We start from the raw sequence: 23,260 nt of genomic DNA on the forward strand, positions 1-23,260 counted from the left end.
TATTTATTGTCGATTCGGTAGCTGTTGTTTTACAGTTTTATTTTGGCACGATTTTATATTTAAACCATAGTTAAGCATTAATTTTGGTTAAACAAAACCTTACTATTTTCGTGAAAATTTTCTTAATTTCTTGTGGATTTAAATTTTATTATATTGTTTTTCAGTTAATTACAAATTAAAATGAATTTATTGTTAACTAATTGAAGAATAATTATATATTTATCCCACAAGTATTTCTACAGAATTTTAGTGTAATTTATGCAATCGATTACGCAGTGTTTAACAGGTTTTCACAAAACCGCAAAAGAAAAAGTATAAAGTAGTATGACAAAATCAGAATTTCGTTACGCCCATCATCCGGATGATGTAAAAAAATACACAACTGAAGACTTGAGAAGGGAGTTTTTGATGAATGATTTATTTAATGAAGATCAGATCAATGTAGTATATTCTATGTACGACAGAATGATCGTTGGAGGAGCAATGCCTGTAAAAAGTGCTTTGAAACTGGAGCCAACAGACGATCTTAAAGCTGAAAATTTCTTAGACAGAAGAGAATTGGGAATCATCAATGTAGGTGCTGCCGGAAAGGTGACTGTTGATGGTGAAGTTTTCGAACTGGGAAATAAAGAAGCTTTATACATCGGAAAAGGAGCAAAAGATGTTATTTTTGAAAACGGAAATGAAGGTCAGACTTTATTTTATTTCAATTCTGCACCGGCTCATCACGCTTATCCTACAAAGAAAATCACAAAAAACGAAGCTGAAATTGTAGAATTAGGCGAAACAAAATATGCCAACAGACGAACAATCAATAAACTGATTGTGAACAGTGTATTGGAAACTTGCCAGCTGCAAATGGGAATGACCGAACTGCATGAAGGAAGCGTTTGGAACACCATGCCTTCTCACACGCACACCAGAAGAATGGAAGCTTATTTCTATTTTGATCTGGAGGAAGGTCAGGCAGTAAGCCATTTCCTGGGTCAGCCGAATGAAACCCGTCATATCTTTATGAAAAACAATGAAGCGGTATTATCTCCGGAATGGTCTATTCACTCAGGGGTTGGAACTTCCAACTACACTTTTATCTGGGGAATGGCAGGAGAAAATATGGATTACGGCGATATGGACGCTGTTAAAACTAACGAACTAAAGTAATTTTTCTAATGAATTTATTTGATTTATCCGGTAAAGTTGCCGTTGTTACAGGCGGTACTCACGGATTAGGAATGGCAATGGCAGAAGGTCTTGCCGCTGCAGGTGCTGAATTGGCGATTACAAGCACAACACCTTCAAAATTAGAGGAAGCTTTAAACTATTATCATTCTAAAGGATATAGCGCAACCGGTTATCTTTTTGATGTCACTGACGAGTTGGAGGCAGCTCAGAAAGTTGCTTTAATGGAAGCTACCCATGGAAAAATAGACATCTTGGTCAACAACGCAGGAATCATCAAAAGAATTCCGGCTTTGGAGATGGAGGTGGAAGACTTTAGAAAAGTAATTGATGTGGATCTTACGGGACCTTTTATCATGTCCAAATTAGTTGGAAAACACATGATCAAAAGAAAATCCGGAAAGATCATCAACATCTGCTCAATGATGAGTGAGCTCGGGCGTGATAATGTAGTGGCGTACGCTTCTGCAAAAGGCGGACTGAAAATGCTTACCAAAAATCTGGCGACAGAATGGGCAAAACACAATATCCAGGTGAACGGAATAGGTCCGGGATATTTTGCGACCTCTCAGACAGAACCAATCCGGGTAGATGGTAATCCTTTTAACGATTTTATCATCAGCAGAACACCGGAAGGAAGATGGGGAAATCCAGAAGATCTTGCAGGAACGGCTATTTTCTTAGCTTCTGACGCAAGCAGATTCATCAACGGACAGATTATTTACGTAGATGGCGGAATTTTGGCAACCATCGGAAAACCTTCTAACGAGTAACACCACAACTGAACAACAATGAAATCTTTTATTACAGATAATTTTTTATTACAAAATAAATACGCGGAAGAATTATACTTCAAATACGCAGAAAAACAACCCATCATTGATTATCACAATCACCTAACGCCTAATGATATTGCCGAAGATACCGTTTTCGAAAATATTTCAAAGGTTTGGATTGCGGGTGACCATTACAAATGGAGAGCCATGCGTACGATGGGCGTGAATGAAAAATTCATTACGGGAGACGCTTCAGACAAAGAGAAATTTGAAGCTTGGGCTAAAACAGTTCCTTATACATTGAGAAATCCTTTGTATCACTGGACGCATTTGGAACTGAAAAGATATTTCGGAATCGATGAGTTATTGAATGAAAATAATGCGTCAGAAATCTACGATAACATCTCTTCTCAGCTTCAGACTCCTGAAAAATCAACAAGAGGTTTATTAAAAATGATGAATGTAGAATCTCTGTGCACAACGGAAGACCCTACAGATATTTTGAATTATCACCAGGATTTAGCGAAAAGCGATTTCTCGATTAAAGTAAGCACCGCTTTCCGCCCTGATAAAGCGATTTTAATTGAAAACCACAACTTTGCAGATTACATTTCTAAATTAGGTGAATCTGCCGGAATTGAAATCAATTCTTATCAGACTTTGTGTGATGCTTTAACTAAAAGAATTGAATATTTCCACGAAAACGGATGCAGACTGTGCGACCACGGATTGAACAATATTTCTTTCGAAGAAGCTTCAGAAGCAGAAGTAAACGCTATTTTCAATGATAAAATTTCAGGAAAAGTAATCGCTGCAAAGCAGGTGAATCAATTTAAAACTGCAATCCTTTTATTCTTAGGTGAAGCTTACCATAAATTCGGGTGGGTTCAGCAATTCCATTTAGGAGCGTTGAGAAATAATAATGAAAGAATGCACAGAATTTTAGGTCCGGATACGGGTTGGGATTCTATCGGTGACTTCGTTCAGGCTGAAACGCTGTCTAAATTACTGAATGCTTTAGACGGAAAAGATAAGTTGGCTAAAACTATTTTATATAATCTAAATCCTGCTGACAACGAAATTTTCGCAACAATGATCGGAAATTTCAATGATGGAAGCATCAAAGGAAAAGTACAGTTCGGTTCAGGATGGTGGTTCCTGGATCAGAAAGATGGAATGATCAAGCAGATGAATGCCCTTTCCAATATGGGATTAATCAGCTGCTTCGTTGGAATGCTAACAGATTCCAGAAGTTTCCTCTCTTTCCCGAGACACGAATATTTCAGAAGAGTATTGTGTAACTTATTCGGTGAAGAAATGAAAAATGGAGAGCTACCTGATGATATTGAGCATGTTGGGAAAATAATTTCTGATATTTGTTATCATAATGCTAAAAATTATTTTGATTTTTAAATTTAAATAATGTCCCTCGCAGATTCAGCAGATTACGCAAATTATTTAAATTGGCAAAATTTGCTTAATCTGTGAGAGATTTAAAATAATGAGATCCTCGAAAGTTAAAGAAACGTATAAAAATCTTTGATTTTTAAACTTATGTGATCTTCATATTTTCAATATATTAAACTTCAAGATGACTAAAGTGTCAAAAACTTTTGTGCCTTTTGTGGTTAAAATAAAGAGAGTTAATTAAAACTATGAGCAACAAAATAATCACATTCGGAGAAGTCATCATGCGACTTTCGCCACCCGGCAACAGAACCATGAAGCAAAGCCACGAAATGGAATTCTTTTTCGGCGGAACAGAGCTGAATGTAGCCTCTTCATTGGCAACAATGGGTTGTGATGTGAGACATATCAGTAGTGTTTCTGATGATTTTGTAGGTGAATCTGCGCTTTCTTTTGTAAAAAGCTTTGGAATTGATACCTATTTTATTTCTAAAAATGAACATCCTCTGGGGCTGTACTTTTTAGAAGTAGGATCTTCAGTTCGTGCCAGCAGAATTGCTTACAACAGATTGAACGGTTCTTTCGCCAATATTCAGCCAGATAAAATCGACTGGAAGAAAGCATTGGAAGGCTGCCGGTATTTCCACTGGACAGGCATTAGCCCGGGAATTTCTGAAACGGCTTATGAAGCTTTGAAAGAAGGTTTACAGACCGCCCGTGAATTGGGAATTGAAGTGACAACTGATCCCGCATACCGTTCCAACCTTTGGAAATATGGTAAAAACGGAAATGAAGTGTTGAAAGAACTGGTTTCTTTATCAACAATATTTATCGGTGGTGTGAATGAAATCAATGAAATTCTCGGAACTCAGTTTTCATCAGATCAACAAGGTTTCCTGGAAGCTTGTGAAGAATTAAAAAGACAATGTCCATCAATCCATAAAATTTTCGATAAAATAAGAATCGGGGTTACGGCAAGTTCTCAGCAAACACAGGGAAGAGCTTTGATCAACGGAAATTATGTTGAAACGGTATTTTTAGAAATAGACAATGTAGTCGACAGAATCGGTACGGGAGATGCTTTTGCCGCGGGTTTAATTTATGGCCTGATTAATTTTGATGACGAAAAAGCCCTGAATTTTGCCAATGCAGCCTGTGCGATCAAACACACGATTTTAGGAGATATCAACTACAGCAGCGCGGAAGATATTCTGGAAGTAATGGCTGGAAACTCGGGAGGACGAATCAAGAGATAGAGACTTTGTTGTTAGTTGCTGGTTGATAGTTTTTAGCAACCCTTTCAAAGAAAGTCTAAGCCATAGCTATTATGATCTTTTGTAAGCGAAGCGGCTTTGTGAAACTTACAAACAGTTAGTAATTATAAAAATCTTTGTGAACTCCGTGTTCAAAAAAGATAAAAAAATTAAGTAACAGCACACTAAAGGATGGATAGAACCCTATCAAAGATTATTTTAACAAAATAATTCAAACAAAATGACAAAAATTCAATCAGTTACCAATACCATCATTAGTCAGGGCGCTTTGCCACTGTATTATAATGCTGATGAAACGGTAACGTTAGATATATTAAGAGCACTTTACAAAGCGGGAATCCGTGCAGTGGAATATACAAGCCGTGGCGAATCGGCGTTGAGTAATTTCACCAAAATGGTGGAAATCCGTAATGCAGAAATGCCGGAAATGCTTTTAGGAATCGGAACTATTAAGAATTTACAGCAGGCAGAAGCCTATTACAATGCAGGAGCAGATTTCTTTATCAGTCCGGGTTTTGTAGCAGAAGTGGCGGAATTTTTAATTCCTAAAGATCTACTGTACAGTCCGGGTTGTATGACACCAACTGAAATCATCACGGCTGAAGCAGCAGGAGTAAGTTTTATTAAATTATTCCCCGGAAATGCTTTGGGAGCAGGATTTATGAGTGCGATCAAAGATGTTTTTCCAAATCTGAAATTTATGCCGACCGGTGGAGTAGATACCACGAAAGAAAGTATCGAAAGCTGGTTCAAAGCCGGAGTTTCTGCGGTAGGAATGGGAAGCAAGCTTGTGAGTAAAGAGTTGATGGCTGCAAAAGACTATGTAACGATTGAAAACGAAACAAAAAAAGTACTTGATATCATTCAGACTTTAAAATAATAATGATAACGTAAAGCAAAAGACTTTGCTGTCTTGGTTAACAGAGCGCCTTTGTGAACTTAAAAACAGTTAGTAGTCAAGAAAAATCTTTGCGGACTTTGCGTTAAAAACAAGAATCATTATTAAAAAATATTCAAAAAACTAACTAATTCTAAAACTAATATGAGTTCAGTTAAATCTCTTAAACCTACAAAATACAGATGGACGATATGTCTGCTCTTGTTTTTGGCGACCACCATTAATTATCTGGATCGTCAGGTTTTATCTTTAACATGGAAAGATTTCATTGCTCCGGAATTTCACTGGAACAATAATGATTACGGAAATATTACCGCATTATTCTCTATTTTCTATGCCGTGGGAATGCTTTTCGCAGGAAAATTCGTAGACTGGATGGATACCAAAAAAGGTTTCCTTTGGGCAATCGGAGTTTGGTCTGTTGGTGCGGTTTTACATGCATTCTGTGGAATTGCCACTTCGGGAATTCTTACAGGAAATTGGTTTGCCGGTTTTCATGGTTCTAAAGAATTGATCGGTACGATATCCAATACTTCAGCGATTATCAGTACGAGTGTAACACTATTTATTTTTGCACGTTTTGTATTGGCGATCGGAGAAGCTGGAAATTTTCCGGCAGCAATTAAAACGACCGCTGAATATTTCCCTAAAAAAGACAGAGCATTTTCTACAAGTATCTGGAATGCAGGAGCTACCGTTGGAGCTTTGGCAGCACCGCTTACAATCCCCTTCATTGCAAAAGCAATGGGCTGGGAATGGGCATTTATCATCATTGGGGCGTTAGGATTTGTATGGATGGGACTTTGGGTATTTGTATATAAAAAACCTCACGAACATAAAAGAGTAAACGAACATGAACTGAAATATATCAATCAGGATCAGGATGATCTTCCCGTTGAAGAAACATCAGCGCCTGAAAAAGTGTTCACATTCAAAGAATGTTTCAGCTACAGACAGACCTGGGCTTTTGCTTTCGGAAAATTCATGACAGACGGTGTCTGGTGGTTCTTTTTATTCTGGACTCCGGCTTATCTAAGCTCGGTATACAAAATGGATTCCACGCAAAGTGCATTCCCATTATTCATTCTTTATATGATCACTTTATTGTCGATTATCGGAGGATGGCTACCAAAATATTTTGTGGAAAAGAAAGGAATGAACGCCTACTCAGGAAGAATGAGAGCCATGTTGATCTTTGCATTTTTCCCTTTATTAGCATTATTAGCACAACCTCTTGGTTCAGCAACCTACTGGATTCCTGTTTTAATCATTGGCGTAGCGGGAGCGGCACACCAAGCCTGGTCGGCAAACATATTCTCAACAGTGGGCGATATGTTCCCGAAAAAAGCGATTGCAACGATCACCGGAATTGGTGGAATGGCAGGTGGAATTGGTTCATTTATCATCAATAAATCCTCAGGAGTTTTGTTCGATCATGCTCACAAAGCTTGGTCAACGGTTGACGGAACACCTTTATTGGAAAAATATCCACAATACATCAACGAAAGATTACCAGATGGATTCTTTGAACAATTAGAAAAATCAGGCGCAGTAGTCGTAGACGGAATTGATAAAGGATACATGATTATTTTCTCAGTGTGTGCTGTAGCATACCTGATCGCATGGAGCGTGATGAAAACATTGGTTCCAAAATATAAAGTAATTAAATAAAATATTCAGCCTTAAACCTTAAAGGTTTGATTAAGAAAAAACTTCGTGATCTTATTTAAGTGAAACGCCTTTGCGAACTTAAAAACGATTAGTAGTCGAAAAAAACTTTGCGCCCTTTGCGTTAAAAACAAGCGCAAGCAACATTAGAAAAGATGGAAAATCAAATAAAACAAAAATTAAATCGTGAATTAAATGGTTCTCAGGAAAAATTACCAATCAAAATTGTACAGTTTGGTGGCGGAAATTTCATGAGAGGATTCACCGATTATGTGATCGATAAATTAAACAAGGAAACTGATTTCAAAGGTGGAATTGTTAATGTACAACCCACTCCGAACGGTTCGGTTCATAAACTGGAAGAGCAGGATAATGTATATACGCTTTTTACAAGAGGAATTAAAAAAGGTGAAATTATTGATGAAAAGCAGGTGATTTCTGCAATTCAGAAATCGATTAACCCTTATGCAAATTATGATGAATTCTTAGCTTTAGCGAAAGAAGAAGAATTGGAATTTGTATTTTCAAATACCACTGAAACAGGAATAGCTTATGATGAAACGGAGACTTCTTACGAAGGTCCGCATAAGAATTTCCCTGCGAAAGTAACAGTTTTACTTTACGAAAGATTCAAGCATTTCAATGGTACAGCTGATAAAGGTTTGAGAATTATTCCTTGTGAATTAATTGAAAACAATGCCTTTGCATTAAGAGATATCATCCTAAAATATGCTCAGCTTTGGAATTTAGAAGAATCATTTGTGCAATGGATTAACCAAAATAATTATTTCCATAATACATTGGTTGACAGGATTGTTCCGGGTTATCCTAAAAACGATGCAGAAGCGTATGAAGATCAACTGGATTATGAAGATCAGATGATGGTGGTTTCAGAATGTTTCCTTCTTTTTGTAATTGAAGAAGCTGGAAATTTAAATGAAAGAATTCCATTCAACAAAATCAACGAACAGATTTTGGTTGTTGATGATATCCAACCTTACCGTTTAAGAAAAGTAAGAATCCTGAATGGCGGCCATACCCTGATGTTGGCTCCGGCAGTTTTAGCAGGAAAAGAAACGGTAAAAGAATCTATTGATGATGCGTTTATCGGTCAATTTTTAAGTGAAACGGTATTTAATGAAGTTAATCCAACCTTAGGTTTAGATGAAACTGAATTAAAAGATTTTGCAGAAGAAGTTTTCGATAGATTCAGAAATCCTTTTATTAAACATTATCAGGCAAGTATCGCGCTGTATTTTGTTTCTAAATTTAAAGTGAGAATCCTTCCCAGCTTGTTAGGCTACGTAGAAATCAATAAAAAATTACCATTGAATCTGGTATTTTCCTTAGCAAGTTTGATCAGGTTCTATCAGGGAAGTTTTGGCGAAAAAGCTTTACCGATTAATGATGAAGAAGCTATTGTTGCTAAATTCAAAGAAATCTGGGCAAACGAAGATTACGGAAAAGTAGCAGAACTTTCATTAAGCGAAACTACTTTCTGGGATACAGACCTTACTCAGGTTGAAGGCCTGAAAGATGCAGTGGCAAAAGCTTTGTGGGAAATAGACCAAAACGGCGTAGAAACTGCATATCATCATTTTATACAATTTTATTCTTAGAAAAAATGCAAAAGAAAGTACTAAAAGTAAATCCCAAGGATAATGTAGTGGTGGCGCTGGTAGATCTGGCGCAGGGGGAAACGGTTACTTTGGGTGAACTTACTTACGAAATTATAAAAGACACGAAGGCGAAACACAAATTCGCGGCCGTAGACTTTGAAGATGGCGACCATATCATTATGTATGGCGTAATCGTTGGAAAGGCGAATCAGTCCATCAAAAAAGGAGAAGTCATTACAACTGAAAACGTAAAACACCAAAGCGCAAAAGTAGAAGGGAAAACGGCTACTTTAGGCTGGACTCCACCCAATGTTGATAAATGGAAAGACCGTACTTTCATGGGATATCACCGTGAAGACGGACAGGTGGGAACAGAAAATGTCTGGCTTTTCTTTCCTTTGGTATTCTGCGAAAACAAGAATATCGAAACGCTGAAAAATATCTTCGAAAAAGAATTGCTTCACGATAAAGCAAGCAAACATCAACTGCTATTAAGATCATTATTAAATGGTGGCGAAACATCAGATGTGGCGGTGGAAGAGGAAGAAGATACCAGAGTTTTTAAAAATATTGATGTTAGATTTATCACACATCAAGGGGGCTGTGGCGGAATTCGTCAGGATGCCGAAGCATTGGGAAGATTGTTTGCCGGATATGTGAACAATCCAAATGTTGCGGGTGCAACGGTTCTCAGTTTGGGTTGTCAAAACCTTCAGGTGCAAATCTTTATGGATGCACTTCACGCTTTGGCCCCAAACAGCAAAAAACCGATTGTCGTATACGAACAGCAGAAATCCGGAACGATCGACGAAATGTTAACCGGTGTGATTAAAGATTCTTATGAAGGAATTAAAAAAGCCAACGATATTGAAAGAAAACCTGCACCCATCACCAAACTGAATATCGGTTTGGAATGTGGCGGTTCAGATGGTTTCTCAGGAATTTCAGCAAACCCTGTTTTAGGTGAAGTTTCCGATATTATGGCGGCAGTGGGCGGAACAACCATGCTTGCTGAATTCCCTGAATTGTGTGGAGTAGAGCAGGAGCTGGTGAACCGTTGTATCCACGATGAAGATGGTGTGAAATTCCTTAAACTGATGCAGGATTTTGAGAAATCTGTAGTCGCAGCAGGATCAGGTTTTGATATGAATCCATCTCCCGGAAACATTAAAGACGGTTTAATAACCGATGCTATGAAATCTGCAGGAGCCGCTAAAAAAGGAGGAGCCGCACCGATTGTGGAAGTGTTGGATTTTACAGAATATGCTACTAAACCTGGGCTTAACCTTTTATGTACCCCCGGAAATGATGCCGAATGTACCACCGCTTTGGTCGGTTCAGGAGCAACAGTTGTACTTTTCACAACAGGTCTTGGAACACCCATGGGAAATCCTATTTCGCCGGTGGTGAAGATTTCTTCAAACACGATTTTATCTGAGAAAATGTCAGATATCATCGATTTTAATGCAGGAACAGTGATTAGTGGAGACAAAACCATTCCTGAAGCAGCAGATGAATTGTTAGAATATATTATAAAAGTAGCAAGCGGCGAAGTAAAAACCAAAGCCGATCTACTGAATCAGAATGATTTCATCCCTTGGAGAAGGGGTGTTTCTTTATAATTATTGTTTTAATTATATAAATATTAGGGTTGAAAATGCTTCTTACTTCGGTGAGGAGCATTTTCTTTTAAACACGAGTAGCACTTTTTTACACGAATAAATATAAGTATAATCTAATCAAGATATTTATATCAATAGAAACGGGCTTTAGCCCGTTTAATGAATACACAATTCATATTGGCTTTAGCCAAAACTTAAATTAGTCCTCCATAATAAAAATGTCACAGACTAAAAATCCGTGACATAGGTATATTTTTAAGTGTTAATAATATTTATTGCTTTGCTACTTTATTTCCTATCCCCGTCAGTGAAGTGTTGGGTTTCCCGCTTTTTGTACCTGAAGTTTTATAGAATATGGTATTGTTACCTCCTTCCATTTCGATGTTATCTACTCTATCGATGTATACCGTATTTCCGGTTCCTGAAACAGAAATTTTCTTTGCACTCCCTTTTATGGTGATCGTATTATCGCCTCCTTCCACATCAACAGTACCTCCGTTAAGGGTATAAGTAAGCTTATGACCGATGCCTTCTACCTGTATTTTTTTATTGTTATCTGTTTTTTCTACCCCTTTAATGGATTCTGTTTTTCTGGATTGAGAAAAAACGGTTTCCGTTCCCAGAAAGAGAATCGCTAAGATTCCCGCTGTTTTCATCTTTTTCATATTGAATTTTAATTTAGTTGAAGGTAAATATAAGTATAAAATGAATTCTTATGGACTTTTTAAAAGTTAAATGATTATAAAATTGATGTAGACTTAGAATAAATAAGGTATGTTTTCATTTTAAATCAACGGCTATAGAATGCTCTTTTTTATATTTCCTCACAAGGGTGCGAACATACTGTCTAATATTTTAATCAGAAGTTCTAGGAGGATGTTTGTAAAAATCAACATCCGAAGCAGAGTGTAGATAAAAATAGTTTTGCGAGCGTAAAAAATCGTACTGCTCGTGTGTGAGACAAACAATTAATCATGTAGCTTATTTCCATTCGCAAAAGTTATGAGACTTTTAGAGAATAAAACTGTTCTTTAGTGGAAAATTCCAAGTATTGAATTTTTGTTTCTTAGGTTCCAAGACAAAAAAACAACTTTTTCTGAAGCTGTTTTTTATATAAGTTTAAATTCTTTTAGAATGATAATGATTAAAGCTGCCCTTTTTTAGAAGACTTCCTGATATAAATCTGCGGTTCCAGAACCACTTTTTTCTCAATGGAAATACCTGAGCTGTTTTCTTTTACTCTTTCCAGAAAAACCTGTCCTGCCATTTTTCCCATGGTCACCGGGGTTTGGTCTACAGAACTTATCGGAAGTTCCATAAACTGGGTAAATGGCTCATTGGAGAAACCGATCACGGCAACTTCTTCGGGAACTCTAATATGACGCTTTTTTAGTTCCTGACAGGCGCCCAATGCCGTAAAGTCACTCGACGAAAAGATAGCATCCGGAACCGATTTTTTATCCCATAGCTTTTTAATAGCATCAATTCCTGCATCGATAGAACTGCCTGTAGGCAAAATATTTTCTTCCTTTACAGGTAAATGGTGATCTACTAAGGCCTGTTTATAACCATTCAAACGGTTCTGATAGATTTCAAGATTCAGATCTCCCGCGAAATGACAAATGTTTTTGTAGCCTTCTTTAATTAAATGTTCAGTCGCAATATACCCTCCTCTGTAGTCGTCAATCACCACCGTGCTGATTCCTGAAATATCCTTTTTACGGTCAAAAAAGATAATCGGCGTATTGGTGGTATCTAAAATGTTCTGAATATGTTCTGTATCGATTGTCGTTTTAGAAACCGACATGAAAATGCCGTCCACCTGAGCGTTGAGTAAAGTATTCAGATGCTTTTTTTCAATATTTACATCTTCGTGGCTTTGGCAGATAATAACGTGATAGCCGAAAGGCGAAAGTTCTTCTTCAATTCCGCGAATCACCGAGGAGAAGAAATTGGTATTTACAAAAGGAACAATAATTCCTACGTTTTTGGTTTCTCCACTTTTTAAGGCCTTAGCAAGATTATTCTGCTTATAGTTCATTTCTTTTGCCGTCTTCTTTACAAGATCTTTTGTGGCCTGACTTATTCTCGGGTGATCGTTCAATGCTCTGGAAACAGTTGCCACACTGACATTTAGCTTCTTCGAAATATCATATATCGTGGCACTTTTTTTTATCATATAAGTTTTTTTATTGCTGTTTTCTATCCATCGGATGGATATACATTATTGACGTAAATTTAATCAAATAAAGCATATCTGTACTGTAAAAAAGTATTATTTTATAAGTAAATTTTCCGACGGGAAAACCTGATCATCATTTTTATCAATGCCGTCGGCTATTCGCTCGTTATTAACACGGATACTAATCCAGAAGGTACATTTTTTTATTCTTAAGGCTGATGCCTATTTTTTTTTCCGAACCAGTTGATGCTCGTTTTTCCTTCATAAATAAGACCTTCCACAAACATCACTTTCGGATCCTTCAGGGTTACATATTTATTCGAAATAGATGACAAAGAACCTTTAAAAAATTTTGTAACGACCTTTTCATCAAATTCACTTTTCTTTTCCAGAACTTGTAGTTTTTCTTTATCGATGTTTAAGGTTTTTATGAATTTATCACTAATCCAGAACGAATCATTTCCCGCTCTGGAATCTAATAAAACCTGAATTTTATATTGATCATTAAGCATGATATACGTGAAAATATCCAACGATTTATCCGCATTTGTGGTAATCTGAATATCAAATACCTTGGTGTTTTTTTCTTTGGAAAGATCAGTTAAATTAATTTCTTTTTTATCAAAATCAATAATAAAATCGGTTTCGCTGAACATGGGAAGTGAGATCAGTCCGTCGATCCCATTGAGTTTCATATCAAAAGTAGAGTAGGGAATGTTGGCGAATTTTTTTCCGGCAAACGAAACTTCACTGCTCTGAAATACCGGAATATCCATTCTTTCACCCGTTGCGCGGTAAGCAGTCAGGAAATTGTAGGTTGTTTTCTGTTTTAAATCTTTAGCAAAACTGTCAAAAAATAAATTGATTCCGCCTCCTGTGTCAAAAATAAAGTTCCCTTCTTTCCCTTCAATAGTAGCTTTCGCCACAATATGTCCGGAAGGAAGGAGCGTAATAGGTGTTTTTTGAGAAAATAAAAAACCGGATGCCGCAACAGCGAATAAGTAAAGTGTTTTTTTCATGGCTTAGTTTAAATTTAGCTTAATTCAGATGTTTATATCCGATTGAATGAATGGTTTAAAAATAATAAAATTCAATGAGGTTTGATCATGAATTTTAGAGTATGTTTAAGTTTTAATTTAAATGTAAAAAATATTCACGCGAGCAAAGAAGAACCAACAAATTGATTTGATAAAGCATGTTTTTAAGCTTAGTGAAGCAAATCGTAAGTAAAAATAATGAAGGACATCAAAAAATGATGTCCTTCACCTAACTAAGTGTGTATGATGTAAGAAATTTTTATTTTTTCCAAAGGGTTTCTATTTCCTCTAATGATTTTCCTTTCGTTTCAGGAACCATTTTCCAAACGAAAAGTAAGGATAAAACACTCATCACGCCGTAAAAGCCGTAAGTAAACGCCCCACTGAATTCCATCATGAAAGGATAAGTGGATGAAATTAAATAGTTGGCTGCCCATTGTGCGGCAACGGCAATTGCAATCGCCCCTCCTCTGATTTTGTTAGGGAAGAGTTCTGAGATTAAAACCCAGCAAATCGGCCCCCAGGACATCATGAAAGATGCCGTATAAACGATGATAAATACCAATGTTGCAATCCCGATTATATGCAGATAGGAGAAAATAGCAATGGCAAACATTCCGATCGCCATTCCGATGGAACCAACGATCAGTAAAGGTTTTCTTCCCCATTTATCAACGGTGAAAATCGCGACAACGGTAAAGACTACGTTAACCAATCCCATCACTACAGTCTGTAACATGGAAGCATCTTTATGAACGCCCATGCTTTCAAAAATCCTCGGTGCGTAGTACAAAGCAACGTTAATTCCCACAAACTGCTGAAAAACAGAAAGCAAAATCCCGATAATGATGACCGTTTTCCCGAAAGCGAAAATCTCACTTTTATGTTCGGCAACAGTGCCTTTTATTTCATTAAAAATCTGATGACCGCGAAGCTGACCATTGATTTTGGTTAAAATTTTAAGTGCTTCATCATCTTTTTTGATTAAGGTTAAATATCTCGGTGTTTCAGGAACAAAAAATAACAAAATTCCGAATAGCGCAGCAGGGATGGTTAATGATAAAAACATATAGCGCCAGCCGATATCATTAATCCACTCTACTGATTTTCCATCTGCGATTCCCCAGTTGACAAAATAAACCACCAGCATTCCGAAGATAATCGCAAACTGGTTTAATGAAACCAATCTTCCGCGAACTTCCGCCGGAGCAATCTCTCCGATATACATCGGGCAAACGGCTGAGGCTAACCCAACGCCGATTCCTCCGATAATTCGATAAAAGTTGAAGGCCAGCAAAACACCTATAGAATGTTCGCCGTGCTTGAAGAATAAAAATTCAGGATAAGCAGCTCCCAAAGCACTGATGAAAAATAAAAATGCAGCCAGCATCAAAGATTTTTTTCTTCCCAGTTTTGATGAAAAATATCCTGAAACAGCACCTCCGATAATACAGCCGATCAGTGCGCTCGAAATTGTGGCTCCGTGTGCCAGAGAACTCAATCCCAATGGGATGATCAGATATTCCTGAATAGACTTTTCTGCTCCGGAAATTACAGCCGTATCATAACCGAATAAAAGTCCGCCTAATGTCGCCACCAATGTCAGCACAGTAACATAGGTCATGTTGATCTCTGCTTTTGCTCCCGAAGAATATTGGGGTCCGGAATCTATTATTTGCATAGTTTCATGTAGTTTTAATTATGGTTAAATTTTTTTTAAACACAAATAGCACAACTATTTTCACTGATGACACAAATATTTTAGTATTGATATCTGTGCAGTTATTCGTGTCATTTATGTTTTGAAAAAACTATAAATACTGATTGATCAAACTTTCCAGATATTCCTGTTTTCCGCTTTCTCTGCCTACTTCTCCAAGACCTTCCGCGTGTGAAGCCAGATCAGTTAAGGAAAGTTTTCCTTCTGCAAAATCTTTTCCCTTCCCTGAATCGAAAGATGAATATCTGTTGGTTCTGATTTCTGTATATTTTGATTTTTCTAAAATAGCATCTGCTGCCAGAAATGCTCTTGCAAAATTGTCCATTCCACTGATGTGAGCAATGAAAATATCTTCAAGATCGGTTGAGTTTCTTCTGATTTTTGCATCGAAATTCACCCCCCCGCCCTGGAAACCTCCGGCTTGGATAATCACTAACATAGCCTGTGTCATTTCATACAAATCAACAGGGAACTGGTCTGTATCCCAACCATTTTGGTAGTCTCCACGGTTAGCATCAATGCTTCCCAATACGTTATTATCGGCAGCAACCTGCAGTTCATGTTCAAAAGTATGTTGAGCCAAAGTTGCGTGATTCACTTCAATATTAAGCTTAAAGTCATCCAATAAATCATATTGACGAAGGAAATTTAAGCAGGTTGCGGCATCAAAATCATATTGATGTTTTGTAGGTTCCATTGGCTTTGGTTCAAGGAAAAAGACGCCTTTAAATCCTTGTGAACGCGCGTAATCTTTGGACAAATGTAAAAATTGAGCCAAGTGTTCCTGCTCACGTTTCATATCGGTATTCAATAAAGACATATAGCCTTCACGACCACCCCAGAAAACGTAGTTTTCACCATTTAATTTAATGGTTGCATCCAACGCATTTTTAACCTGACCTCCCGCGTAAGCCAAAACATCAAAAGAGGGATTGGTAGCCGCCCCGTTCATAAATCTCGGATTTGAAAAGCAGTTGGAAGTTCCCCACAATAGTTTAACACCGGAAGCCGCCTGTTTTTCTTTAGCGTAATCGGTGATGAATTCTAATCTCTTTGTAGATTCAATGAAATTATCAGCTTCATCAATCAAATCATAATCATGGAAACAGTAGTAAGGAACGCCTAGTTTTGTGAAAAATTCGAATGCAGCATCCATTTTTTCGGTTGCTTTTTGCTTAACATCGCTGGACGTTAACCAATCAAATTGCTGAGTTCCCACACCGAACGGATCTCCCCCTGTTGCGCAGAATGTATGCCAGTAAGCGGTTGCAAATTTGAAATATTCCTTCATCGTTTTTCCGCGAACGATTTTATTTTCATCATAAAATTTAAAAGCCAGCGGATTATCAGATTCTCTTCCTTCAAACTGAATCTTTCCAATGCCTTTAAAATATTCTTTGTTGCCTGTTATAATAGCCATTATAGTGTTGTTTAATTTTTATTCTCATGCAATCGATTGCGCTTTTTGAACGATGTGATCCTAAAATTGAATTTGATCAAAATGTTTATTTTAGAAATTCTGGCTCAAAAAGAGTTTTCAATATAAAATGTTAATCAATGTTCATGATTTATTAATAATTGAAAGTCCCTAAATGTAATAATTTTATATAATATGCAATGAGATTTTTTAAATATCTTATTTTGTATGATAAGGGTGCTGTTATTTGATTATTTTACAAGTGGATAAGACTTGATTTACCTGTTATTTTTTACGATAAAAAATGAATTTTACACGGTTTTAATGGAGTTTGTTTTTCCCGATTTTATCACTGACTTTCTAATTTTTGGAAATTGACGGAAAATTTTGAATGGTCTCCTCTGCATTTTTCTTTAAATATTCTATTTTTGGGTATGAATAATAGGAACCGCGGGAAAAATACGGGTGATGATGATCTTTTTGGTTCAGAAAAACAGATCGAAAAGCTAAAAAAGGCTGTTCGCGATGTAAAATATCTTCTGAGCCACGGATACGCTGAAAAAGCGAGCTGTGATCTGGCGGGAAACCGATATCGATTGAAAACGAGACAGATTCAGGCTTTTCGGGGAGCTGCGGCTTCGGAAGCTCAAATTATAGAGAGAAAAGCAAAAGAATTAGGTGCGTCGGACTTAGAAAATAAGACTGTTTATCTGGATGGATTTAACATTGTGATTCTACTGGAAAGTTTACTTTCAGGCGCATATATTTTTCAGGGTTTGGATGGCTGTTATCGTGATCTTTCAGGGGTTCATGGGACTTATAAAAGGGTTAATCAGACTTTGGAAGTTATTGAAATGATCGGATCTCTTTTTCAACAGCTGAGACTGGGAAAAATAATCTGGATCTTTGATCAACCCGTTTCTAACAGCGGAAGAATAAAACAAATGATCGAGGAGTTTGCACAGGGAAAGGCTTTGAATTGGGAAGTATATTTAGAATTCAATCCGGATCGGTTTTTAGTTGAAAACGCGGGGATTGTCGTGTCTTCAGATGCCTGGATTCTGGATAACTGTGGGCATTGGTTTAATCTTGCAGCATATTTAATTCAGAATGAAAATAGATCCGCAAATCTGATAAAGCTTTTTTAAAATGAATCTATTCGAACCTTATATTTCTTTTTTTTCTGAAGAATGGAAAGAAAAATATGCTCCTATTTTAGTGGATGAGCATTTGAGTGATTTAAGTAATACTATCAAACGGTTTAAAGATGGAATGAATGATTTTCAGCTGCCTCATTTCAATGAGGAAACTCTAATTCAAAGGTCTGAAAGTTTTAGTTTATTCATCGATATTCTTGACAGAAAAGCATCATCGGAAATGAAGACGATATCTCTCGAAAATCTTGCTTTTGAACATTGGCTGAATATTCTGGGACAGCGGATTACTTCTGCCAGTATCCGTGATGAATCGGCTATCCCGCCATTAAGATCGATTTTAATTGATAGTTGTGAAAAACTTTTTAATCAGGAAATCACTACTGCACAACGCGCCTGGGAAAAGCATGTCGGAAGAATGGATGACCAATTTTGGGGTGAAGTAAAAGGGAATAATAAGCAAAAACAAGCAATGGTAATGGAAAAAATAAACCATATTTTAGATAACCGAACATGGTGGAATGTCTTTTTTCATTACAAACATCAGCTTGTTTTTGAAATCCGTGAAAAAGAAGGGCATGGCATACGTTGGAGCCATGGAGGAACTCAACTCATCGGGTTTCTGGAACCTTTTATCAATGAATAATTATCGTCCCAGAAAGAGTTTGGCCTTCGTTTTTAAACGATACAGAAACTTCGTCTGGTAGACCAGCAAATCAAATATCTCCGTTGAATTGTTATACGTCTGAGGAACCTTCACTTTGTTGATGGACTTTAATGAGCGCCTGTTCATTGTATCAAAGATGACTTTGGCAAAAGATTCTTTAGCACTGTTTTTAGATTTGAACTGAGAAATCCCCTGAGAATGAAGCCTGTATTTATAAAGGTTTTCATCAACAAAGGCCGGATCTCCGTGATCGAGGATTTTCAGATAAAGATCCTGATCTACCGCATTACAAAGATCGGGGTTAATACCTGAAGTTTTGTCGTATACTTCCTTTTTGAAAGTAAAAAAATGAGCCAACTGAATAGGATAATTAAAAAAATATTTGTCGTTATAAACCGCTTTTGTTTTTGTAAATACTGTGTCACCCTCCAACTTATCATTACACATCGTCATCCGCGAATAGGTAGCAACAATCTTAGGGTGGCGATTGTAGGCTTCGACAGATTTTTCTAAAGCCTGAGGATAGAGGGCATCATCAGGATCCAGATACCCGCATATTTCACCTGTGGCAAAATCCATACAGTGTCCTTTCGTAAAACCACAGCCTCTGTTATCTTTATTTTCATAGAGTTTGAAGCGGTTATCGTCTTTAATGATATTACGGATGGTCTCCACAGAGTCATCAGTCGACGCATCATCGACGATAATCACCTCCCAATTGGGATAGGACTGGGAAATGATGGAATCGTAGCACTCTTTGAAGTACTTGCCGTTATTGTAATTAGCGATAAGAACTGAAAATTTTTTCACAGTGTGTATATATTTTAAAACGGGAAGGTTATTTTTTTACCTCTTCAACTTCCGATAAAATTAGAGTAAAAAAGGCTATAAACCGTTAAGTTATAATTAAATTTTTTAGTATCAGAGCGATTAGCTATATCTATTAAGCCTATCAAACTTACACAAAAATAAGAAATTTTGAAAAATGAAAGCGGAGGAGATTTAAAAAAAAATGACTTAGGAAGCCAAATATTCTTTAATTACGCAAATAGACTGCGCTGGGGTAAGATAAATTTGCCTGGTCAAAAAAAAAATGAGAAGTCGTATCTGCATCACGAAATATGGGCAGGCCGACCATCATTTATGTAAAAATTAAATTAAAAAATGAATACATTTATCGACATTGGGATTAATATAACCAATAAACAGTTTTATAATGATCAGGAGGAAATTATCAATCGCGCAGTGAATAACGGCGTGGAGCAGATTATCCTTACGGGAACCAGCGTCCGTGGAAGTAAAGAATCCGCAGAAATAGCAGAAGAATATCCGGAAATTCTGTATTCAACAGCAGGAATTCACCCTCACGACGCAAAATCGTTCAGCAATGAAGGCATGAATGAATTAAGAGCATTGCTCAAAAGAGATGCCACTGTTTCAGTGGGTGAATGCGGATTAGATTTCGACAGAGATTTTTCACCGCGATCTGTCCAGGAAAAGTGTTATCGTGCTCATCTCGAATTGTCAATTGAAGTTGATAAACCGCTTTTCCTGCACGAAAGAGGAGCTTTTAAAAGGTTTATGGCCATTACCGATGAATATTTAATGCAACTTCCCAAAGCAGTAATCCACTGTTTTACCGGGACCTTAGATGAAGCGAAAATTTATTTGGATAAAGGGTTTTACCTGGGGCTTACCGGGGCAGTAAGTGATCAAAGCAGGTTTAAGCATCTGGAAGAAGTGGTTCGTTACGTACCGCTTGACCGGATGATGATTGAAACAGACGCTCCTTTCATGCTCCCGAAAAATATCTCCAGGCCGCAAAGCCGTAGAAATGAACCTTCATTCCTTCCTTATGTTGCCCAAAGTATTGCCCATATAAAGAAAATAGGCATTTCTGAAGTTGCAGAGGAAACCACAGAGGTAGCCAAAAGTTTTTTCAGACTATAGAAAAAGAGTTTTACATTTATTGCAAAACTCTTTTTTTATTTTTCAAGCGAGCTGATGACTCTGTTTAACGTGATATTAATGATACTTCACCTGATTTTAAGTTTTTAAAAAGACAAAAGTACTTTAATGAAGTTCAGGTTATCTTATAAACTTTTAATGGCCGACTCCAAAGCCAGTTCAATCATTGGTTTTAAAGCCTTTTCTCTTTCGTCGGCTGAAATCTTTTCGTGAGTAGGGATAATATCGGTGACTGTAAGGATCGTAGCTGCATTTTTCCCCAGGTGTTGCGCATTTGCAAACAGTCCAAATGCCTCCATTTCTACCGCAGGGCAATTGTACTTCGATGCAATGGCCGGAATGGCCAGATCCTTTCTGTAGAAAATATCACTGCTGTGAACATTGATTGCCTTTGCTTTTAATGAAAGCTCGTGAGCTGTCTCATTGATAGTGCCAAAAATATTTCCCTGATGAGAAAGTATATCCCCATCAATCTCCCAGGCATATTTTGCATAGGTGCTCTCGCTGGCTGCATTTTCAACATTTAAAATATCAAACAGCTGAAGGTCGGTATCGTAGGCTCCACAGGTTCCTATTCTGATAATGGTTTCCACATCGTATTCCGTAAATAATTCAAAAGAATAGATACCGATGCTCGGAAAACCCATACCGCTGGCTCCCACAGAGATTTCCTTCCCTTTATAAAGTCCGGTATAATACAGAATACCTCTTGTTTTACTGACCAATGTCGCACCTTCCAGAAAATTTTCTGCAATATATTGTGCACGAAGCGGATCTCCGGGTTGCAACAATACTTTAGCTATTTCTCCTTTTTGGGCACTGATGTGAATACTCATAATTTTATTTTGAAGCAGCAAATATAATAACTTTTTGATTGATAAAGCCATCACGATGATAATGATATACGATGGATTGCTTGTAGCTCAACATCCGATGATATCTCCATGATCTGTTTTGTTATGTCGGGGATTTTTTTAGGAGCTTGATCCTGCTTTCCGCTCATACTCCTCACGCCAGGCTCTCCAGCGCCCGCCATCCCTAAAGCCCCTGCATTCCTAAACCCTCCGACTCAGTTGCGGGGTATCCGCTGCAATCAGGGCTAGGTGGTAAGCCTGATCATCAGGATTTCTCATCAAAACAGCATTATTTTTTATCATGAAATATGTAAAGCTTCTAAAATTTTATGTCAGAAAAGAATGTAGCAGGAAGCTGGAAGAGAGGCTGGTAGCTCTTTATTTTATCATAATTCCAAAAGTCCAAAGAGAAATGGACCGACTTTGATTTTTACAACCTTACATAACCTCCATCTTCCAACCTTTAAAATAAAGAGTTGTTAAAATGTTAATCTGACTTTAAATGTTTACTTTTACTGCAAAACATAAACAAATGATGAAACAGGTTATTAACGCTGTGCAGCCTAAGCCTCATTATGTAATTCTCGATGGTTTACGCGGGGTAGGCGCCATAATGGTACTTCTGGTACACCTTTTTGAAACTTTTTCCCTTGAGGATCATACCACCATGATCATTAATCACGGCTATCTGGCAGTAGATCTCTTCTTTATGCTTTCAGGATATGTCATCAGCTATGCTTACGATAGCCGATGGAACAGGATGTCGATAAAAGGCTTTCTTACCCGTCGCTGGATAAGGCTGCAACCTATGATTATAATCGGATCTCTGTTGGGGGCTTCCTTATTTTACTTTCAGCAGTCGGAGATTCTGGGCTGGGAAAGAATCGGAGAAACACCCGTGTGGAAATTATTGCTCGTTACGTTCATCGGCATGACGATTATTCCAGTAGGAAAAAGCCTGGATATCAGAGGATGGGATGAAATGTATCCGTTGAATGGTACGAACTGGACTCTCTTTTTCGAATATATTGCTTATATTTTTTATGCGCTGATTCTCCGGAAAATATCAAAATTAGGATTGGGAATTTTATTGGGAATTGCTGCCGGTTTTATGGTTCATCATGCCTTTACAAACTCAAGTGGTGTGGTTACCGGTGGTTGGTCTTTCAGTGATACTGTTCATTTGAGAATAGGATTTATCAGAATGTCTTTTTCTTTTCTCAGCGGGATGTTTCTGGCGAGAATTTTCAGCCTCAAATCCGTAAAATATGCCTTTTTTACAACCAGTGTCATTTTAATTGCAGCACTTTCTGTCCCTCATTTGGGTGCAGAGTACGGAAAAAATGCTTTCTACGAGTGTCTTGTATTGATGATGATCTTCCCACTACTTATTTTAATGAGTGCCGGCGGAAAAGTATCCAATCCGACAGAGAAAAAAATATGTCTTTTTTTAGGTAATATCTCTTATCCCATGTATATTATTCATTTTCCCTTTATTTACGTTTTCAGAGCATGGGCAGCCAATGAAAATAAAACGCTACAGGATACCGAATCCTGGATCTATGGCATTTTAATAATGATTATTTGTTTTGTCTCTGCCTATCTTTTCATGAGGTTTTATGAAAGGCCTCTCAGAAAATGGCTCAGTACCAAACTGCTGCCGGATCAACAGTAGACTAAAGGTTCAGCATCTGACTTGAAAAAAATGAGTTCATTCGATGAGTGTAATGTTTTGTAAATCAATAGGGACGGGCTTTATCCCGCCTGAGAAAGAGGATTGTTTTAAATGGTTGATTTTAATTGAACTTAAGTTGAAAA

19 protein-coding genes are annotated in these 23,260 nt (G+C 37.3%); 12 read left to right on the forward strand and 7 right to left on the reverse strand.

Annotated elements, in window-relative coordinates; translation table 11 throughout:
- The first annotated feature begins 324 nt into the window (after nucleotides 1-324).
- From kduI to VUJ46_RS19260, 8 genes are all read left to right on the forward strand, one after another.
- A complete protein-coding gene (gene kduI, locus VUJ46_RS19225; protein WP_326982304.1) occupies nucleotides 325-1,161 on the forward strand; it encodes a 5-dehydro-4-deoxy-D-glucuronate isomerase in 837 nt (278 codons plus the stop codon).
- An 8-nt stretch (nucleotides 1,162-1,169) separates the two neighbouring features.
- Nucleotides 1,170-1,952 carry a gluconate 5-dehydrogenase gene (locus VUJ46_RS19230; protein WP_326982305.1) on the forward strand — a complete coding sequence of 261 codons (783 nt, stop codon included), beginning with the start codon at nucleotides 1,170-1,172 and terminating at the stop codon, nucleotides 1,950-1,952.
- Between the two features lie 18 nt (nucleotides 1,953-1,970).
- The gene (gene uxaC, locus VUJ46_RS19235) at nucleotides 1,971-3,368 is read left to right on the forward strand and encodes a glucuronate isomerase (protein WP_326982306.1); all 1,398 of its coding nucleotides are present in this window, start codon (nucleotides 1,971-1,973) and stop codon (nucleotides 3,366-3,368) included.
- 242 nt (nucleotides 3,369-3,610) lie between these two features.
- Nucleotides 3,611-4,618, forward strand: a complete 1,008-nt coding sequence (locus VUJ46_RS19240; RefSeq protein WP_326982307.1) for a sugar kinase — start codon at nucleotides 3,611-3,613, stop codon at nucleotides 4,616-4,618.
- Between the two features lie 238 nt (nucleotides 4,619-4,856).
- The gene (locus tag VUJ46_RS19245; protein ID WP_326982308.1) at nucleotides 4,857-5,516 is read left to right on the forward strand and encodes a bifunctional 4-hydroxy-2-oxoglutarate aldolase/2-dehydro-3-deoxy-phosphogluconate aldolase; all 660 of its coding nucleotides are present in this window, start codon (nucleotides 4,857-4,859) and stop codon (nucleotides 5,514-5,516) included.
- A gap of 162 nt (nucleotides 5,517-5,678) precedes the next feature.
- On the forward strand, nucleotides 5,679-7,205 hold the full coding sequence (locus tag VUJ46_RS19250; RefSeq protein WP_326982309.1) for an MFS transporter: 1,527 nt from the start codon (nucleotides 5,679-5,681) through the stop codon (nucleotides 7,203-7,205).
- Nucleotides 7,206-7,357: 152 nt separating this feature from the next.
- Nucleotides 7,358-8,821, forward strand: coding sequence for a tagaturonate reductase (locus VUJ46_RS19255; RefSeq protein WP_326982310.1), 1,464 nt, complete (start codon nucleotides 7,358-7,360; stop codon nucleotides 8,819-8,821).
- Nucleotides 8,822-8,826: 5 nt separating this feature from the next.
- Entirely contained in the window at nucleotides 8,827-10,443 is a 1,617-nt protein-coding gene (locus tag VUJ46_RS19260) for a UxaA family hydrolase (RefSeq protein WP_326982311.1), read from the forward strand.
- 272 nt (nucleotides 10,444-10,715) lie between these two features.
- On the opposite strand, the gene VUJ46_RS19265 is transcribed toward VUJ46_RS19260, so the two are convergent.
- From VUJ46_RS19265 to xylA, 5 genes are all read right to left on the reverse strand, one after another.
- Nucleotides 10,716-11,108, reverse strand: coding sequence for a DUF3060 domain-containing protein (locus VUJ46_RS19265; RefSeq protein ID WP_326982312.1), 393 nt, complete (start codon nucleotides 11,106-11,108; stop codon nucleotides 10,716-10,718).
- Nucleotides 11,109-11,587: 479 nt separating this feature from the next.
- Nucleotides 11,588-12,622: a LacI family DNA-binding transcriptional regulator gene (locus VUJ46_RS19270; RefSeq protein WP_326982313.1), complete on the reverse strand. Its 1,035-nt coding sequence runs from the start codon at nucleotides 12,620-12,622 to the stop codon at nucleotides 11,588-11,590.
- A 212-nt stretch (nucleotides 12,623-12,834) separates the two neighbouring features.
- Nucleotides 12,835-13,644 carry a retropepsin-like aspartic protease gene (locus VUJ46_RS19275; RefSeq protein ID WP_326982314.1) on the reverse strand — a complete coding sequence of 270 codons (810 nt, stop codon included), beginning with the start codon at nucleotides 13,642-13,644 and terminating at the stop codon, nucleotides 12,835-12,837.
- 277 nt (nucleotides 13,645-13,921) lie between these two features.
- A complete protein-coding gene (gene xylE / locus VUJ46_RS19280; protein WP_326982315.1) occupies nucleotides 13,922-15,343 on the reverse strand; it encodes a D-xylose transporter XylE in 1,422 nt (473 codons plus the stop codon).
- 130 nt (nucleotides 15,344-15,473) lie between these two features.
- Nucleotides 15,474-16,802, reverse strand: a complete 1,329-nt coding sequence (gene xylA / locus VUJ46_RS19285; RefSeq protein WP_326982316.1) for a xylose isomerase — start codon at nucleotides 16,800-16,802, stop codon at nucleotides 15,474-15,476.
- Between the two features lie 431 nt (nucleotides 16,803-17,233).
- Here xylA and VUJ46_RS19290 point away from each other — a divergent pair, with 431 nt between their 5' ends.
- Entirely contained in the window at nucleotides 17,234-17,947 is a 714-nt protein-coding gene (locus VUJ46_RS19290) for a DUF434 domain-containing protein (RefSeq protein WP_326982317.1), read from the forward strand.
- 1 nt (nucleotide 17,948) lies between these two features.
- Nucleotides 17,949-18,599, forward strand: coding sequence for a hypothetical protein (locus tag VUJ46_RS19295; protein ID WP_326982318.1), 651 nt, complete (start codon nucleotides 17,949-17,951; stop codon nucleotides 18,597-18,599).
- Here the strand turns inward: VUJ46_RS19295 and VUJ46_RS19300 are convergent, their stop codons facing one another.
- Nucleotides 18,600-19,430, reverse strand: coding sequence for a glycosyltransferase family 2 protein (locus VUJ46_RS19300; protein ID WP_326982319.1), 831 nt, complete (start codon nucleotides 19,428-19,430; stop codon nucleotides 18,600-18,602).
- 354 nt (nucleotides 19,431-19,784) lie between these two features.
- Here VUJ46_RS19300 and VUJ46_RS19305 point away from each other — a divergent pair, with 354 nt between their 5' ends.
- Nucleotides 19,785-20,570, forward strand: a complete 786-nt coding sequence (locus VUJ46_RS19305) for a TatD family hydrolase (protein WP_326982320.1) — start codon at nucleotides 19,785-19,787, stop codon at nucleotides 20,568-20,570.
- Nucleotides 20,571-20,713: 143 nt separating this feature from the next.
- Here the strand turns inward: VUJ46_RS19305 and deoD are convergent, their stop codons facing one another.
- Complete coding sequence (gene deoD, locus VUJ46_RS19310; RefSeq protein WP_326982321.1) at nucleotides 20,714-21,424, reverse strand: purine-nucleoside phosphorylase; 711 nt, start codon at nucleotides 21,422-21,424, stop codon at nucleotides 20,714-20,716.
- A gap of 550 nt (nucleotides 21,425-21,974) precedes the next feature.
- On the opposite strand from deoD, the gene VUJ46_RS19315 reads away from it, so the two are divergent.
- On the forward strand, nucleotides 21,975-23,117 hold the full coding sequence (locus VUJ46_RS19315) for an acyltransferase family protein (protein WP_326982322.1): 1,143 nt from the start codon (nucleotides 21,975-21,977) through the stop codon (nucleotides 23,115-23,117).
- Nucleotides 23,118-23,260 lie beyond the last annotated feature (143 nt).

Origin of the sequence: Chryseobacterium sp. MYb264, assembly GCF_035974275.1 — a bacterium.
GTDB lineage: Bacteria > Bacteroidota > Bacteroidia > Flavobacteriales > Weeksellaceae > Chryseobacterium.